The organism is Luteimonas yindakuii, assembly GCF_004803715.2.
GTDB lineage: Bacteria > Pseudomonadota > Gammaproteobacteria > Xanthomonadales > Xanthomonadaceae > Luteimonas > Luteimonas yindakuii.
Genome location: NZ_CP039383.2, coordinates 465,353 through 482,805, shown reverse-complemented (window position 1 = coordinate 482,805; position 17,453 = coordinate 465,353). Strand labels below are relative to the sequence as shown.

Annotated in this window: 12 protein-coding genes; 5 read left to right on the top strand and 7 right to left on the bottom strand. The window is 70.7% G+C overall.

From position 1 onward, the window contains the following. The first annotated feature begins 42 nt into the window (after positions 1-42). Positions 43-324: a DNA-binding transcriptional regulator Fis gene (gene fis, locus E5843_RS02205; protein ID WP_134675040.1), complete on the top strand. Its 282-nt coding sequence runs from the start codon at positions 43-45 to the stop codon at positions 322-324. A gap of 83 nt (positions 325-407) precedes the next feature. Next, positions 408-1,994, top strand: a complete 1,587-nt coding sequence (gene purH, locus E5843_RS02200; protein ID WP_136411682.1) for a bifunctional phosphoribosylaminoimidazolecarboxamide formyltransferase/IMP cyclohydrolase — start codon at positions 408-410, stop codon at positions 1,992-1,994. A 51-nt stretch (positions 1,995-2,045) separates the two neighbouring features. On the opposite strand, the gene E5843_RS02195 is transcribed toward purH, so the two are convergent. Together E5843_RS02195 and E5843_RS02190 are read right to left on the bottom strand one after the other, a co-directional pair. Next, complete coding sequence (locus E5843_RS02195) at positions 2,046-2,579, bottom strand: hypothetical protein (protein ID WP_136411681.1); 534 nt, start codon at positions 2,577-2,579, stop codon at positions 2,046-2,048. After that, on the bottom strand, positions 2,576-2,980 hold the full coding sequence (locus E5843_RS02190; protein ID WP_136411680.1) for a copper resistance protein NlpE N-terminal domain-containing protein: 405 nt from the start codon (positions 2,978-2,980) through the stop codon (positions 2,576-2,578). Before E5843_RS02190 ends, E5843_RS02195 begins: the two co-directional genes overlap by 4 nt. Positions 2,981-3,094: 114 nt before the next feature. Between E5843_RS02190 and E5843_RS02185 the strand changes: the two genes are divergently transcribed. Further along, a complete protein-coding gene (locus E5843_RS02185; RefSeq protein WP_136411679.1) occupies positions 3,095-3,292 on the top strand; it encodes a hypothetical protein in 198 nt (65 codons plus the stop codon). A 30-nt stretch (positions 3,293-3,322) separates the two neighbouring features. Here the strand turns inward: E5843_RS02185 and E5843_RS02180 are convergent, their stop codons facing one another. After that, the gene (locus E5843_RS02180) at positions 3,323-3,736 is read right to left on the bottom strand and encodes a hypothetical protein (RefSeq protein ID WP_136411678.1); all 414 of its coding nucleotides are present in this window, start codon (positions 3,734-3,736) and stop codon (positions 3,323-3,325) included. Positions 3,737-3,923: 187 nt separating this feature from the next. Then, positions 3,924-4,685 carry an HAD family hydrolase gene (locus E5843_RS02175; protein ID WP_136411677.1) on the bottom strand — a complete coding sequence of 254 codons (762 nt, stop codon included), beginning with the start codon at positions 4,683-4,685 and terminating at the stop codon, positions 3,924-3,926. Between the two features lie 236 nt (positions 4,686-4,921). On the opposite strand from E5843_RS02175, the gene E5843_RS02170 reads away from it, so the two are divergent. Further along, positions 4,922-6,136, top strand: coding sequence for a PQQ-dependent sugar dehydrogenase (locus E5843_RS02170; protein ID WP_136411676.1), 1,215 nt, complete (start codon positions 4,922-4,924; stop codon positions 6,134-6,136). A gap of 94 nt (positions 6,137-6,230) precedes the next feature. Here E5843_RS02170 and E5843_RS02165 read toward each other — a convergent pair whose 3' ends face one another. Then, a complete protein-coding gene (locus E5843_RS02165; RefSeq protein ID WP_136411675.1) occupies positions 6,231-6,596 on the bottom strand; it encodes a glycine zipper 2TM domain-containing protein in 366 nt (121 codons plus the stop codon). A 131-nt stretch (positions 6,597-6,727) separates the two neighbouring features. On the opposite strand from E5843_RS02165, the gene E5843_RS02160 reads away from it, so the two are divergent. Next, positions 6,728-7,249 carry an adenine phosphoribosyltransferase gene (locus E5843_RS02160; protein ID WP_136411674.1) on the top strand — a complete coding sequence of 174 codons (522 nt, stop codon included), beginning with the start codon at positions 6,728-6,730 and terminating at the stop codon, positions 7,247-7,249. Positions 7,250-7,342: 93 nt separating this feature from the next. Here E5843_RS02160 and E5843_RS02155 read toward each other — a convergent pair whose 3' ends face one another. Next, positions 7,343-9,214, bottom strand: coding sequence for a S8 family serine peptidase (locus E5843_RS02155; RefSeq protein ID WP_243733153.1), 1,872 nt, complete (start codon positions 9,212-9,214; stop codon positions 7,343-7,345). Between the two features lie 126 nt (positions 9,215-9,340). Next, positions 9,341-17,251: an ESPR-type extended signal peptide-containing protein gene (locus E5843_RS14210; protein ID WP_136411673.1), complete on the bottom strand. Its 7,911-nt coding sequence runs from the start codon at positions 17,249-17,251 to the stop codon at positions 9,341-9,343. Between the last annotated feature and the right edge of the window lie 202 nt (positions 17,252-17,453).

The window sequence follows — 17,453 nt, the reverse complement described above, 5'->3', positions numbered from 1 at the left end:
GTCGGGCCTGCCGGCGGCGCCGTCGCAGTTGCGGAAACCGCCTTGAACACCGCCGATCGCCCAGAACCGTCCAGTCGCGCTGGTCAGCGCACGCCATTGCGCGAACACGTCGCCAATTCCGTGCGCCGCTATATCGGCGATCTCAACGGCAGCGGCACCGACAACCTGTACGAGGTCGCGCTGCGCGAACTCGAAATCCCGCTGTTCGTCGAAGTCCTCAACCACTGCGAAGGCAACCAGAGCCGCGCGGCGGCGATGCTCGGCATCCATCGCGCGACCCTGCGCAAGAAGCTGCGCGATTACGGGTTGACGGTCGCCGACTGAGCGCCCGCTGACGTACGCGCGGACGGCGGGCATCCGCGGCACGGCCGGTACAATGGCCTCCCGCTTCCGCCGCAGATGCCCCGATGTCCGTCGATCTATTGCCCGTGCGCCGGGCCCTGCTGTCCGTTTCCGACAAGACCGGCCTGGTCGACCTGGCGCGTGCGCTCGCCGCGCACGGTGTCGAACTGCTGTCCACCGGCGGCACCGCGACGGCGATCCGCGAGGCCGGCCTGGCGGTGGCCGACGTGGCCGACCTCACCGGCTTCCCGGAAATGATGGACGGCCGCGTCAAGACGCTGCATCCGGTGGTGCACGGCGGCCTGCTCGGCCGCGCCGGCACCGACGATGCGGTGATGGCCGAACACGGCATCGCGCCGATCGACCTGCTGGTGTTGAACCTGTACCCGTTCGAACAGGTCACCGCGCGCGCCGCCTGCACGCTCGCCGAGGCGGTCGAGAACATCGACATCGGCGGCCCGGCAATGCTGCGCTCGGCGGCGAAGAACTTCGCGCGCGTGGCGGTGGCCACCTCGCCCGACCAGTACCCCGGCCTGCTGGCGGAACTGGACGCCAATGGTGGCCGGTTGTCGGCGGCGACGCGCTTCGAACTCTCGGTGGCGGCGTTCAACCGCGTTGCCCAGTACGACGCCGCGATCAGCAATTACCTGTCCGCGGTCACCGATGCAACGGCCGCGGTGCCGACGCGCACGCCGTTCTCCGCGCAGGCCAACGGCAGCTTCGTCAAGGTGATGGACCTGCGCTACGGCGAGAACCCGCACCAGCAGGCGGCGTTCTACCGCGATCTCCACCCGGCCCCGGGTTCGCTGGCGACGTTCCGCCAGTTGCAGGGCAAGGAACTCAGCTACAACAACATCGCCGACAGCGATGCGGCCTGGGAATGCGTGCGCCAGTTCGACGCGCCGGCCTGCGTCATCGTCAAGCACGCCAATCCCTGCGGCGTGGCGGTCGGCGTGGCCTGCGGCGACGCCTACGAACTCGCCTACGCCACCGATCCGACCAGCGCCTTCGGCGGCATCATCGCCTTCAACCGCACGCTCGACGCCGCCACCGCGAAGGCCATCCTCGACCGCCAGTTCGTCGAGGTGCTGATCGCGCCCGACTACGAGGACGGTGCGCTCGAGTACGCGAAGAAGAAGGCCAACGTCCGCGTGCTGAAGATCCCGTTCGCGCCGGCCTCGCCGGGCTTCATCGACACCAAGCGCATCGGCTCCGGCCTGCTGCTGCAGACCGTCGACGATCGCGTGGTGACACGCGACGAACTCACGGTGGTGACGGCGCTGGCGCCGACCGAAGCCCAGTTCGCCGACCTGCTGTTCGCGTGGAAGGTCGCGAAGTTCGTCAAGTCCAATGCGATCGTCTATGCAAAGGACCACCGCACCATCGGTGTCGGCGCGGGGCAGATGAGCCGCGTGTACTCGGCACGCATCGCCGGCATCAAGGCGGCGGATGCGGGCCTGCAGGTCGAGGGCTCGGTGATGGCCAGCGATGCGTTCTTCCCGTTCCGCGACGGCATCGATGCCGCCGCCGAGAACGGGATCAAGGCGGTGATCCAGCCTGGCGGCTCGATGCGCGATGGCGAGGTCATCGCCGCGGCCGACGAACATGGCATCGCCATGGTCTTTACCGGGGTGCGCCACTTCCGCCACTAGCGCAATCGATCGGGTGCGCCGCGGTCGGCGTCGGCCTCCTGACGGACGCGATCACTCCCCGCCGGGCAGTGGCCGTCCCCAACGCCGGTAGCTGTCGGCGATCGCGGTGCGAAGGCGCCTGTAGGGCGCGCTGCGCGGCGCGGCGCCGACCTGTCCGGCGATCTCCGACCACGGCTGCGTGGGCGCCCGGTCGCGCAGCGTGATCACCGTGCGGCAGGGGCGGCCAGCGACCTGCCCGAGGGCGCAGGCGAAATAGAGTTCGCCCGCGGACCAGTGGTCTTCGCGGGCGAGCACTTCCTCCGCCAGCTTTCGCGGCGCGCCGTGGTAGCGCACCAGCTCGTCGACGAAGGCGGGGCGATGGCGCTGCGCATAGCGATCGATATCCACCAGCTGGCCGTCGATCCAGGCATCACCGGTGGCAGGCCCCGCCTCCACCGGCTCCACCGCGTCTGCGGCTTCCACCCGCTCGGCGGATGCCTTCGGTGCTGGCGGCGCGCTTTGTGCGAGGGCCACCGGCATCCAGGCGCCCAGCACCAACAGCAGCGTGCCCCGCAACGCCGGCGGGATGGCGGTGACGACGTTCATTGCGGAACTCCCGACACCGGCTGCAACTCGTGCGCACGGCGTTCACGACTGCCATTGGCCTGTCGCGACTGCAGGCGGCCGTCGCCCAGCAGCGCATAGGTGCGCATGCTGCCTTCGTCGCCCTGCAGGCGGATCAGGCTGTCCTCGTACTGCCAGGCGCCGGCGTCGGCGAATGGTTCGCCGCCACCCTGGAGCAGATAGGTCTCGACCATCTCGAACCGCTGCTGGCCCCCGTCGCGCGACAACACCAGCATGGTGTCGATCGCCTCGCAGTCGGCGCAGCCGTGCAGGCCCTGCCATTCCATCTGCTCCGCTGCGGCAAGCGGTTCGGGGGTCGGGACCCGGCATGCCGCCAGCACGAGGATGGCCAGTCCCGGGAGGATGCACGTTGGTGTACGCATGTGGCGATTGTGCCGCACCACTTGCCGGCCGCGCGTGCACGCGGCCAAGACGTCGCGCTGCCTACGCTTGGTGCCTGCCGCGGTGAGGCGGCCGCAGTTGTCCGGAGTCCCGTCATGTCCAGCATCGAGTCCCCGTCCGCTTCCACCCGTCCACGGCTGCGCCGTTGGGCCGTCGGTGGGCTGGTGGTTCTGATGCTGCTCGCGGGCTATGCAGCTGTGTTGCACCAGCTCAGCGAACAGGTCGGCGCCGGTATCGAAGCCAGCCTGCGTGTGGCACCGACTGTCGAGGACCACCACCACCGGGCCGAGTGATGGCCCGGTGGCGGCGCCCGCCGACAGCGATTACCAGCGGCGGCCCCGCGACTTGCGGTCGTAACGCGGGTCGTAGTATTGCGCCGTGCAGCGCCCGCGGCTGTCGCAGCGCACGTTGCGCGACGGTGCATGGCGGGAATTGTTGCGATGACCCGGCGGGATCCCGTGCACCGGGTGGCGACCGCGGTAGTGCACGACATGCGCGTTGCGCGGCACGTGGCGGTAGTACACCGGACGCCCGTAGCGATCGCGCTCCACGATCAGCCGGTCGTCATAGCCCCCATACCGGTAATGGGGCTTGCCTCCGCGCAGGATGACGTCGGTGGCATCGACGATGACACGCACCAGGTCATCGCTGGCCTGGGCCGGAGCCGGCATCAGCGAAGCGGCACCCAGGCCAACGGCGACGACCAGTGGCGCGATCCAGCGTGCAAGTACGGGCATGAGGTGGCTCCTTTTCGAATCGCACCACGACCATCGCAGTGCGCATCCTCAAACTGCCCTCGCATCCGTGAACGGCAACTGGATCCGGCCGCAACCACGGAAACCCGTTCAGACGTAACCGCTTACAACGCATTCTTCGCCCGCGTGGGCCCGCTATGCGGTGCACGGTGAGCCGTACGCGTTCGCCTCAGGGCTGTGCCGAAGCCATCGCATGCAGGCTGCGCACTGCCGCCGGCAGGCCGTCGAGGCCGGCAAGTTCGCGCCAGCGGCCCTGCAGCGCGAGATCGATCTCCGCCTCGCGCTCGTGCTCCCAGGTCAGGTGGTAGGGCACGTGCACCGCCCAGCCACCGAGCCTCAGCACCGGGGCGATATCCGAGCGCAGCGAGTTGCCGACCATGCAGAACTGCGCCGGCGTCAGATTGAACTCGCCCAGCACGCGGTGGTAGGTGGCATCGTCCTTCTCGCTCACGATCTCGATGCGGCCGAACAGGTCGGCCAGCCCCGACTGGCGCACCTTCGCTTCCTGGTGGAACAGGTCGCCCTTGGTGATCAGCACCACCGCATGCTCGCGCGCCACCGCTTCCACCGCCTCGCGGACATCGGGCAACAGCTCCACCGGGTGGCGCAGCATGTCCTTGGCGATGGCGACGATCGCGTGCAGGTCGCTGGCACTGATGCGCTGCGCGGTGATGTCCACCGCGGCCTCGATCATCGACAGCGCCATGCCTTTGACGCCATAGCCGAACAGCGCCAGGTTGCCTTTCTCGATCGCCAGCAATCGCTCGCGTGCGCGCACGTTGTCGAGGTCGATATAGCCGCCCACGATGCGTTCGAATTCGCCCTGCGCGGCGGCGAAATAGTCTTCGCTGCGCCACAGGGTGTCGTCGGCGTCGAATCCGACGAGGCGGATGCCGCTGCCGCTCGCGGTCTCGGGAGAGGATGAGTGCATCAGCGGATTGTAGGAGGTGCGCCACCACACATGCAGGCACCGGAGATGGCGTAGGCGGCCGTCGCCGCCTCGCGGAGGTGCGTGGCAGCGGCTCGCACGCCCGACTGTTCCTCGCCGACAGGGCCCGCGGCTGCGCGGCGGTGAATGCAATCCCCGTGGCCCACTTCGTTCCTGCATCCGTTCTGCCGCGCTTTGGCACGGGTTACCCTTTCCCTTTCTCCCAGCCGGACGCTGCCATGACCCGACACCTGCTTGCCGCCGCCTGCATCGCCGCACTCGCCGCCTGCAGCGCCGACACCAGCGCCCGTGCGGACGCCGCCACGTCGCCCGCGGCCGATGCCGCGCCCGCCACGACTGCCCCTGCGCGCACGGTCGCCCTGCCTGCGGCCGACGGCCGGCCTTTCGTGACCGAGGACGTGGCCCGGTTCAACGAACCGTGGGCGATGACCTTCCTGCCGGACGGTCGCCTGCTGGTGACCGAGAAGCCGGGTGCGTTGAAGCTCTTCGATCCCGCCAGCGGGCGCAGCAACCAGATCGCCGGCGTGCCCGAGGTCGCCTACGGCGGACAGGGCGGCCTGGGAGACGTGGTCCTGCATCCTGGATTCGCGGACAACGGCCTGGTCTATCTCAGCTACGCCGAAGCCGGCGATGGCGGTGCCGGCGGCGTGGTCGCCCGCGCGCGCCTGCAGATCGACGGCGACGCGGGCCAGCTGCAGGACCTCGCGGTGATCTGGCGGCAGGTGCCGAAGGTGTCCGGCCAGGGCCACTACGCCCACCGGATCGCGTTCGACCGTGACGGCATGCTGTGGATCACGTCGGGCGAGCGGCAGAAGTTCGATCCGTCGCAGGACATGGCGTCCAATCTCGGCAAGGTGATCCGCCTGCATGACGACGGCAGCGTGCCGGCGGACAACCCGTTCGTCGAGCAGGGTGGCGTCGCCGCCCAGGTGTGGTCGCTGGGTCATCGCAATCCACTGGGTCTCGCCTTCGATGCCGACGGCAGGCTGTGGGTGCATGAAATGGGCCCGAAGAACGGCGACGAGCTGAACCTGATCGAGCGCGGCGCCAACTACGGCTATCCCATCGTCTCCGAAGGCGAGCACTACGATGGCCGGCCGATTCCCGACCATGCAACGCGACCCGAATTCCACACCCCCGCCGTGGTGTGGACGCCGGTGATCTCGCCGGCCGGCTTCGTCATCTACGACGGCGAGCGGTTTCCCGACTGGCGCGGTAGCGGCCTGATTGGCGGGCTGTCGTCGCAGGCGCTGGTGCGGGTGGCCTTCGATGGCGATACCGCGCGCGAGGTCGAGCGCTATCCGATGCAGACCCGCATCCGCGAAGTGGAGCAGGCACCCGATGGTGCGCTGTGGCTGCTCGAGGATGGCGGCCGCGGTGCCAGCGGGCGCATGTTCCGGCTGGTGCCGGCTGGCAGCGGCGAGCAGCCCTGACCCGGCGCCTGGAGCGCAGACGGACTGTCGCTGTGTGCGACAGCAGAAGGGCCCGCGCTGCGGGCCCTTCCTTTTGCAATCGCCGGGCGACGCGTCAGTTGTGGATGCGTCGGCAGCGCTGCTCGACGACGCGATCGCCGCGGGCTTCCTGCTGGTTGCCCTGGACATTGCGACCGATCGCACCACCGGCAACGGCGCCGCCGACAGTGGCCAGCTTGCGACCGCTGCCGCTGCCGATCTGGTTGCCGACCAGACCGCCGATCACCGCACCGGCGGCGGTGCCGGCGACGCGATTGGGATCACTGGCGGCGCGCTGGACTTCGACGTCCTCGCAGAGGACGCGGCTGCCGTCGTTGAAGCGGCGCCCTTCGTCCTGCGGGCCATAGGTCTGCGCGTGCGCGGTGCCGAAGGCTGCCAGCGACAGCACGGCGGCGCCGGCGAAGCTGCGGAACTTGTTCATGTCGTTCTCCGCGAAGGTGTGGCGCGATGGTGCGCATCCCGCCGCAAACAGGCGGTGAAACGACGCTGCGAAGATGGCTGCGGCCTTAACCTGCGACGTGGCGATGATGCGTCACCCTCCGGAGACCCTGCATGCACGACTGGCACCACCTGATCCGCGAAGTGGCGGATTTCCCGCGGCCCGGGATCCGCTTCAGCGACATCACTCCGTTGCTCGCGGACGCCCGCGGCCTGGCCGCGGCCATCGACGCGATGGCGGCGCCGTGGCGCGCCACCCGCATCGACGCGGTGGCGGGCGTCGAGTCGCGCGGTTTCATCATCGGCAGCGCGCTGGCGCTTTCGCTGGGTACCGGGTTCGTGCCGATCCGCAAACCCGGCAAGCTGCCGGCGCGGACGCTGCACGAGGAGTACGCACTCGAATACGGCCGTGACCGGCTGGAGATCCATGCCGACGCGCTGTCCGCCGGCCAGCGCGTGCTGCTGGTCGACGACGTGCTCGCCACTGGCGGCACCCTCGTCGCCAGCGTGCGCCTGCTGCGGCGCCTCGACGTGGAACTGGTCGGCGTCGGTGTACTGGTGGAACTCGACGCCCTGGACGCACGTACGCGCTGGCCCCATCCCGACATCACGCTGGAGTCGGCATTACGTTACTGAGCAGGGACAGGTACGACGTACGCCGCTGCCCCGGGTGCCGCTGAAATGAAAAGCCCCCGGCACTGCCGGGGGCTTTCCTTCAAACCGCCAGACTCAGTTGTGGCGGGCCTGCAGCGTCACGTTGCTGTAGGCACGCACGCCAACCAGCTTGATGTAGTACGTGCCGGCCTGCGGATTGGCCACACGCACCGTCTCGCTGTTGCCCGGACGGGTGGAGCTGTAATCCGCGTCGCCCGCGGAGGGCTCCTCGTCGAAGCTGACATACAGCGACACGTCGCCGCTGCCGCCACTGGTGCTGATGCTCAGCGGCCCGCTGACGCCTGCGGGAACTTCGATCGCGTAGAGCACCTCCGAACCCGCCGCACCGCTCAGGCCCGGCACCGGCACCTTGTTCTGGATCGTGGTCGCATCCGGCCCGCACACCTCGACTTCCGGATCGCACGGCACCTCGGTGGCCTTCTCCAGCAGCGCCTCGAGGTCGAGGATGCCTGCGCCCATCGGGGTGGAGGCCGGGATCGCCACCGGGAACGCTCGCGCCGTCTCCTTCAGCAGGTCGCGCATGTCCTGCCAGCCCAGCGGCTCGTCGACGACCGCCTGCACCAGCGCAGCGGCGGCGGCAACATGCGGCGACGCCATCGAGGTGCCCGCCATGCCGCGCAGGATCCAGTTGCCAGCGACCGGGCCCTGCTGGCCGCCGTTGGTGACCTGCCAGATGTAGCCGTTCGGGTTGCCGTCGACCGAGCCACCGCCACCGGGCGCCGACAGGTCGACGCGCGCGCCGTAGTTCGAGTAGCCGGCCTTGCCGCCGGTGATGCGGGTGGCGCCGACACTGATGACGCCATTGCAGGCCGACATCGTGTAGTTGGCCGCATTGCCGTTGGCGTTGCCGGCGGCGACGACGATGATCGAACCGGCAGCGTTGACCTGGTTGATCGCGTCCTGGTACAGCGCCGGGCAGGTGGTCTGGCCGCCGCTGCCGAGGCTCATGTTGAGGACTTCGGCCGGGTTGGTGTTGGCCGGCAGGCCCGGGACGCTGATGCCCGCCGCCCACAGCATGCCGTCGGAGATGTCGCTGCCGAAGCCGCCGCACGAGCCCAGCACGCGGATCGGCATCACCTGCGCGTCGTGCGCGATGCCGGCCAGCCCGGTGCCGTTGTTGGTTTCCTGGGCGATGGTGCCGGCGACGTGGCTGCCGTGCCACGAGCTGACGTCCGCCGGATGCGGCGGCGCGCCGAGCTGGGTGCAGTAGTTCTCTTCCACCCAGTCACCGAGGTCCCAGCCACCGGCCACGCGGCCGTCGGTGGCACGGCGCGACACCCGGCGGTCGCTGATCATGTCGTAGCCGGGGATCACGTTGTTGGCGAGGTCGAGCGTGCCCTGCACGATGCCGGTGTCGAGCACCGCCACCACCACCCCTTCGCCGGTCGAGGTCTCCCATGCCTGCTCGGCGCGTACGCCGCCGGCCGGGTTGTAGAAGTTCCACTGGTACTGCGCGTAGTTCGGATCGTTCGGCGCTGCCGCCGGGGCGGCCATGCCCATGTGCTGGTACAGCAGGTCGGGCTCGGCCGAGACCACCGCGGGATCGGCGGCGAGTTCGCGCAGGAAGCTCGCCGATTCCGACGCGCTCAGGCGACGCGAGGTGGTGACCACGTGCCAGCCCGGCGCTGCGGTGCGCCGCAGCACCTGCGCCGAGACCGCGGCTCGTGCGGATGCATTCGCCGTGGCCTGCAGCGGGCGGTCGAGGCCGGCGCGGCCGAGCGCGTTCTTGAGTGCGGCCGCCTGCGAGCGCGCCGCGGAATCACGGTACTTCACGACGTAGCGGTCGCCGGTGGTGGCGACCGCGGGGGCGGTCGACGGCTCGCTGACGCGGGTGCCGGCAATGCGGTCGGACGCGGATACGCCCATGCCGACGCTGCCGACGAGGATCGCTGCCGCCACCGCCATGCTGATCTTGCTCTGCTTCATCACGTTCGTGCCTCTCTGGAGTTGGGTGCTGCGCTTGTGCGGTCCGTCGTCGCGCCGCCGCGGACCGTCTGGAATTCCCGTGACGCGTACCGGGCGGCCGGCCGGCGGGCCGACCACCCCTGACCATCACCAGCCGAAGCCCGCGCCGAGGCCGACCGATTTCTCGTCGCCGCTGAAGGCACCGCCGACGGTCACCGTGGCGCGCTCGCTGATCGCCCGCTGGTAACCGATCGACAGCGCGCTTTCGCCGCTCTGGAAGCCCACGCCGACGCCGACCCGGTTCTGCGTGCGTACGCCCGCCGCGCTCGTGGCCATGTTGAGCATCGCGGCGTTCATCGCGCCCTGGCGGTCCATGCGGCGGTCGACATCGTCGAAGCGGCGTTCCACGTCGCCGCGGAATGCCTCGAAGTTGTCGTCCCATGCGGCGAACTTCGCATCCGTGTAGGCGTTCGCCGAGCCCAGGGTCTGGGTCGCGGTGCTGCGCACCTGGCCCACGTTGGCGGCATCGGTATCGACCGTGCCGGCGGCCACGTTGGTCACCTGGCGCTCGTTGCCGGTGCTGCCGACCGAGACGGTGTTGGCGCGGTTGGCGACCGAGCCTTCGCCCAGCGCCACCGAATTGGTGGCGGAGGCCACGGCGCCCTCGCCGATGGCCGTACCCGCCGTGCCCACCGGAGCCGTCAGCGTGCCGCCACCCGCGGCGGCCGCCTGCGCGCCGCCGACCTGGACGGGACCACCCACCGACATCGCACGCGGTGCCCCCGATACCGTCGCCGTGCCCACGGCCGGCACCTCGTCGGCATCCGCATCGGAAGCAACGCCGCTGTCGTCAACCATGGCGATGCTGGCATCCCCCGCAGTTGCCGCGGCCGCATCGGGAGCTGCCACATCGGTACTGGCATCGCCGTTCGCGTCACGTGGTGTCTGCAGCGCGGCCACATCGGACTGCAGCGCCGCAGTGGTCGCAGCGACGCTCGCCACGTCCTGCTCCATCCACGACATACGGCTGGTGAGCGAGCCGATCTCCGCATCCAGTGCACCGATCGCGTCACCGACGCTGAAGTAGTTGCCGCCCTGTACCGTGTAGACGGGCGCGATGAGATTGCCGAACGCCGTGACTCCCGCCCCTCCACCCAGTGCTTCGGCCGTGCTCGACATCGCACCGAACAGTTGCCCACCGGTGATGGCATCCCTGCTACCCGCTGTCACCGCACCTGCAGCGAGGTTGGTCAGCCGGGTCCCGTTGGTGCCATCCAGCGTGACCACCGAGCGCGACTCGTCGTCGTACCGCACCGCACTTTCGGCGACCGAATTGAGCTGCGCAACGTTGACGGCGTCGGTGTCCTCGGTGCCCTCTGCCACGTTGGTGATCTGGCGGTCGACTGGCTGGTGGACCACGCCGTACTCGTCGGTCCACGCCTGTCCTGCTCCCACCGAGATGGTGCCGGCCCGATCCGCCAGCGAGCCACCACCCAGCGCCACGCTGTCCGCCGCGGCCGCGAATGCATTCGCGCCGATCGCGACGCTGTTGATGCCATCGCGGCCGACCGTGGCGCGCCAGCCCTGTGCGATGGCGTTGTCGGCCAGGCTGAGCGTCCCCCGGCCAAGCGCGACCGAATTGTTGCCGTCGGCCAGGCTGGTCGCGCCGAGAGCCATCGCGTAGTTCTCGGTGGCCAGTGCGCCGCGACCGATCGCAACCGCGCTGATGCCGTCCGCCCAGGTGTCCATACCCAGTGCCGTGGCACCGCCGTCTGCAGCCCACGCGCCGTAACCGAACGCGGACGCATTGCTCGCAGTCGCCCAGGCCGAGGTGCCGAAGGCGGTGGCTCCGTTGGCCGTGGCCCACGCGTAGGCGCCGGTCGCGGTGGCATCGCCCCCGCTGGCCCATGCATTGCTGCCGATGGCCGTGCTCCATTCGCCGGTCGCACGCGACTTGAACCCGCTCGCGGTGCTGTTGCCGCCCAATGCCTGGGCCCCGCTACCGAAGGCAGCTGCGCTTGCGCCTGTCGCCAGCGCACCGGCACCCACAGCCGCGGCATCCACCCCGGCCTGCGTGGCAACGAGCTCAGGATTCCCCTCGTCGTCGGTGATCGGCGAATTGAACTGGTCATAGGCCTGACCAGGGCCGCCCACCGCGACCGACCCCGCCTCGGCGCTGCTGTTCATGCCGACGGCGACCGCGTTGTCGCCCAAAGCCGTCGCGCCACTACCCACCGCCGAGGAGCCCGCGCCGAAGGCGCTGCTGCCAGCACCGACCGCGGTGCTGTAATCGGCCTCGGCATAGGCGTCCGAGCCGGCCGCGGTGGCGTCCTCGCCCAGGGCGTAGGCCTCGCCGTCGCCGGTGGCGCGGAAGTAGCGGGTGTCGGCGGTGGCCGCTTCCAGCTGCGACACGTTCACCGCGTCGGTGGCCTCGGTGCCGGCGGCGACATTGGTGATCTGGCGCTCGGCACCGGCCGCACCCACCGACACAGTGTCGTCGCGATCGGCCACCGAACCCTGGCCCAGCGCCACGCTGCCATCGGCCAGCGCTTCGGAATCCGAGCCCAGCGCCAGGCTGTTGTCGCCGAGCGCACTGGCGAAGTTGCCCAGGGCGGTGGAGTTGAAGCCGGCCGCATAGGCGGCACCACCGACGGCGGTGGAGAAATCACCGGAGGCCTCGGTCGGGATCAGGCCGAAGAACGCCCCGCCCACGGCGACGCTGTTGTCGCCGCTGGCGATCGCGTTGGCACCGACGGCAGTGGCGTCGAAGTTGGAGGCCAGTGCGCCGAAGCCCACCGCGGTGCTGGTATCGGCCGAGGCTTCCGCGCCATAGCCCAGCGCGGTGGCGCCGAAGCCGGTGGCGGTGGCATAGCTACCGTAGGCCGACGCTGCATCGGCGGAAGCCTCGGAACGGAACCCGCTGGCGGTGGCCTGGGTGCCGGAAGCACTCGCCTCCGCACCGGTGGCGGTGGCGTAGGCACCTTCGGCGACCGCATCGGCGCCGGTGGCGGTGGCGCTGACCTCGCCCGCATAGGCGCCGGTGCCGAGCGCGGTGCTGGATTCGGCCCAGGCTTCGGCGAAGGCACCCAGCGCCACCGAGTTCACCCCGGCGCCGACGGTGCTGAAGCCGATCGCGGTGGCGCCGGCTTCCAGCGCGAATGCGCTGCTGCCGAACGCGGACGAACCCTCGCCCTGCGCCTGCGCGGCCGAGCCGACCGCCGTTGAATAGTCACCGTCCGCCGCGGCATCGGAGCCGGCCGCAACGGCCTCTTCGCCGGTGACCCACGCTTCGCCCTCACCGGTCGCCTTGAAGTAGCGGCTGGTTTCTTCGGCGACATCGGCAACTGCGTTCAACTGCGCGACGTTGACCGCATCGGTATCTTCCGTGCCTGCCGCGACATTGGTGATCTGGCGCTCGTCGCCCGCGCGACCGACGGACACGGTGTCCGCACGATCGGCAAGCGAGCTCGCGCCCAACGCCACGCTGTTCCCGGCAAGCGCGAATGCGCTCTCGCCGACCGCGGTCGCGCTGGTGGCGTCGGCCCAGGAATTCCAGCCCACGGCGGTGGTGTAGTCCTCGGTCGCCCAGGCGCCCGCACCGAACGCAGCCGCCCCCGTGCCGGTGGCCTGTGCGGGGATGAAGCCGAAGAACGTGGTGCCGCCGACCGCAACGCTCTCGTCGCCGGTGGCGACGCTGTATTCACCCACCGCGACGCTGCCCACGCCCGACGCGCTTGCCGCCACGCCGACCGCGGTCGCGTAATCGCTGGACGCTGCCGCGCCGTAACCGAGCGCAGTGCCCTGGTAGCCGGACGCATCGCTGAAGCCACCGAACGCGGAGGCGTAATCGCCCGACGCCGAACTGCTGTAGCCGGCGGCGATCGCCTGGCCGCCCGCGGCATCGGCACCCGCGCCAACCGCGGTACCGAGGAAACCGCTGGCCTGGGCGCCCGCACCGAGCGCCGATGCGCCGAAACCGGTCGCCGAGGTGGCCTGGTCGAGGACCACGCCGCCCGCAGCGTCCTCGTAGTACAGCCAGCCGCCCAGAGCCGTGCTGGAATCACCCTCGGCCACGGCGTTGTAGCCCGACGCGAAGGCATAGGTGCCCCATGCGGTCGCGCCGCTGCCGACCGCCGTCGAGCCGACGCCATAGGCGCTGCTGCTCGAACCCAGCGCCGTGGCGTAGTCCGCCTCGGCGAAGGCGTTGGAACCGGCGGCGGTCGCGTCCACGCCTTCGGCAAAGGCCTCGCCATCGCCGGTGGCGCGGAAATAGCGCGTGTCCGCGGTGGCCTCCTCCAGCTGGCCGACGTTCACCGCATCGGTGGTCTCGGTGCCGGCGGCGACGTTGGTGATCTGGCGTTCGGCACCTTCGGAACCCACCGACACGCTGTTGTCGCGATCGGCCAGCGAGCCCTGGCCGAGTGCGACCGCGCCTTCCGCCGTGGCCACCGCGTCGGAGCCGAGCACGACGGTGTTGTCGCCGTAGGCTTCGGCGAAGTTGCCGACCACGGTCGAGTTGTAGCCCGCCGCATACGCGGCACCACCGATGGCGGTGGAGAAGTCGCCCGAGGCCTCGGTCGGCAGCAGGCCGAAGAAGCCTGCGCCACCCACGGCGACGGAGTTGAAGCCAGTCGCCTGCGCGCCCTGGCCGACCGCGGTGCTGGTATCGCCCGCGGCCACGCTGTCGGAACCGACCGCAAGGCTGCTGGAACCCGACGCCTCGCTGAAATTGCCGAGCGCGGTGCTGTTGAAACCGGAGGCGATCGCGTAGCCGCCGACGGCGGTGGTGTAGTCGTCGGTCGCCTGTGCGAGGAAACCGAAGGCGGCGGACGTATCACCGCTGGCGATGCTCTCGGCACCCACCGCGGTTGCGCCCTCGCCGGAGGCGTCGGCGAAGAAACCGACGGCTGTGGCCTCGATGCCCGACGCCTCGGCCAGCGCACCGGAAGCCAGGCTGCCGTCGCCGGTAGCAACCGCACCTGCGCCGGTGGCCGTCGACAGCTCGCCGGAGGCCAGGCTCTCGGCGCCCAGTGCGATCGAGTATTCGCCGGCCGCTTCGGCAAGCGCACCCAGCGCCAGCGCGTTGGCCGCCGACGCGGTGGCATTGAAGCCGATCGCGGTGGCATTGGTTTCGAGTGCGAACGCGCCGCTGCCGAACGCGGAAGCGCCGTCGGCCAGCGCCTGCGCGGTGGAACCGACCGCGGTGCTGTAGTCGCCATCGGCCGCTGCGTTGGAACCTGCGGCGACGGCTTCGTCGCCGGTCACATGGGCTTCGCCTTCGCCGGTCGCCTTGAAGTAGCGCGCGGTGCCCTCGGCGACGTCCGCGACCGCATCGAGCTGGGCCACGTTGACCGCGTCGTTGGCATTCACACCGGCGGCGACATTGACGATCCGCCGCGTGGCCGGGTGGCCACCGGTGCCGGTGCCGTTGCCCACCGAGACCACGTTGGCCTCGGTGGCCCGCGACCCCGCACCCAGCGCCACGCTGCTCTGGCCGTTGGCCCATGCGTTCAGGCCGATCGCGGTGGCATTGGTGCCGCCGTAGGCGAACGAGTCGCGGCCGATCGCGGTGGAGCCCGCCGAGGTCGCCCAGGCGAACTGGCCCACGGCGGTGGTGTTGTCGGCGGTGGCCCAGGCCGAGCCGCCGAGCGCGGTGGTATTGAGGTTGGTGGCGCGCGATGCGGTGCCGGCGGCGAGGCTGGCGTTGCCGCTGGCGGTGGCGGTGTTGCCCAGCGCGGTGGCGTTGAGGCCCGAGGCCACGCTGCTGATGCCCACGGCGGTGGTGCGGGTGTTGCTGGCTTCGGCACCGTAGCCCAGCGCGGTGGCGAAGTCGCCGGTGGCTTCGGTGAAGCCGCCATTGGCGGTCGCGGCCAGGCCGGTGGCCTGGCTGTTGTAGCCGGTGGCGGTCGCCTGGGTGTTGCTGGCCACGGCGGCGGCACCGGTAGCGGTGGCGAAGGCGCCGGCCGCCTGTGCGCCGGCACCGAAAGCCGAGGCGCCCTCACCGCTGGCGGTGGTGGCCTGGTCGAGCAGGACCTCTCCGGTGGTGGGATCGACGTAGTACAGCTGGCCGCCGACCGCGGTGCTCGAGGTGGCCTCGGCCACCGCGCCGTAGCCGGACGCGGTCGAGAACTGGCCCGCTGCGAGGGCACCGGTGCCGAACGCGGAGGCACCCTCGCCCAGCGCGCTGCTGCCGGCGCCGACCGCGGTGCTGTAGTCGGCCTCGGCATAGGCGTCCGAGCCGGCCGCGGTGGCGTCCTCGCCCAGGGCGTAGGCCTCGCCGTCGCCGGTGGCGCGGAAGTAGCGGGTGTCGGCGGTGGCGGCTTCCAGCTGCGACACGTTCACCGCGTCGGTGGCCTCGGTGCCGGCGGCGACGTTGGTGATCTGGCGCTCGGCACCGGCCGCACCCACCGACACGGTGTCGTCGCGATCGGCCACCGAGCCCTGGCCCAGCGCCACGCTGCCATCGGCCAGCGCTTCGGAATCGGTGCCCAGGGCGAGGCTGTTGTCGCCGAGTGCGCTGGCGAAGTTGCCCAGCGCGGTGGAGTTGAAGCCGCCCGCATAGGCGGCACCACCGACGGCGGTGGAGAAATCACCGGAGGCTTCGGTCGGGATCAGGCCGAAGAACGCCCCGCCCACGGCGACGCTGTTGTCGCCGCTGGCGATCGCGTTGGCGCCGACTGCAGTGGCGTCGAAGTTCGAGGCCAGCGCACCGAAGCCCACGGCGGTGCTGGTATCGGCCGAGGCTTCCGCGCCATAGCCCAGCGCGGTGGCGCCGAAGCCGGTGGCGGTGGCATAGCTGCCGTAGGCCGACGCTGCGTCGGCGGAAGCCTCGGAACGGAACCCGCTGGCGGTGGCCTGGGTGCCGGAAGCACTCGCCTCCGCACCGGTGGCGGTGGCGTAGGCACCTTCGGCGACCGCATCGGCGCCGGTGGCGGTGGCGCCGATCTCGCCCGCATAGGCGCCGGTGCCCAGCGCGGTGCTGGATTCGGCCCAGGCTTCGGCAAAGGCACCCAGCGCCACCGAGTTCACCCCGGCGCCAACGGTGTTGAAGCCGATCGCGGTCGCGCCGGCTTCCAGCGCGAATGCGCTGCTGCCGAACGCGGACGAACCCTCGCCCTGGGCCTGCGCGGCCGAGCCGACCGCGGTCGAGTCGTCGCCTTCCGCCAGCGCATCCGCGCCCGCGGCCACAGATTCCTCACCCTCCGCCCAGGCGCGGCCTTCGCCGGTGGCCTGGAAGTACTGGCTGGTCTCCTCGGCGATGTCGGCAACCGCGTTGAGCTGGGCGACGTTCACCGCATCGGTGTCGGCGGCACCCGCGGACACGTTGACGATCCGGCGCGTCGCCGGGGCACCGCCGGCCCCGGTGCCGTTGCCCACCGAGACGGTGTTGGCCTGGCTGGCGATCGAACCGTGGCCGATGGCGACGGCGTTTTCCGCGCTGGCCTGCACGATCGCGGCGCGGCCGATGGCGACGCCACCGGTCGCCAGCGTCTGCGCGTTGAAGCCGACCGCCGTGCTCTGCTGCGCGCCGGCACGTGCGTTCGAACCCAGCGCCGTCGACCCGGTCTGCTGTGCGTTCGCACCGGCGCCCAGTGCCGTGGCGTTGGCGGCGCTGGCGCGGCTGTTGGCACCGACCGACGTGGTGCTGCCTGCGGTGGCCTGCGACGACGCGCCCAGCGCCATCGAGTTGGCGCCGGTGGCCTGAGCGGCCCGGCCGATCGCCACCGCCTGCGCGCCGCTGGCACGGGCCTGGCTGCCGATCGCCACCGCGTTCAAGCCGCTTGCGTCTGCCGAGCCGGCCGTGGCGCAACGCGCCAGCAGGCTGGTGTCGAGCACCAGGCAATTGCGGTTCTCGCCCACCGACACCGACTGGCCCATCGCCGCCGGTGCCAGCAACGCGCCCGCCAGCGCGAGGCCGAGCGCCGAGGCCCGCATGCCGTAACCGCGCAGGACGGTATCCGAGGCCTGTACGCCGGCGCTATCGCCCGATGCGAGCTCCGACGCCACGACCAGCTGGTTCAGCGACTTGTTCCAGACCTTGCGGTAGATGCGGTTCATCGATGCGTTCCTTCGAAAGTGGAAGACGCGCCGTCCGTGCGATCTACGGCGGCGTGGTACGGAGCTGGTGGCGAACGGGTCGCCGGGACTGCGAAGTAGCCCGCAGGAAAGGGCGGTCCTCTGCGGGCCGCGCTTCTGCCAAGCTGAATTTCCCCAGAACAGAATATTGGCGCCCGATACTGCGACCGCCTGACGCGGAGAG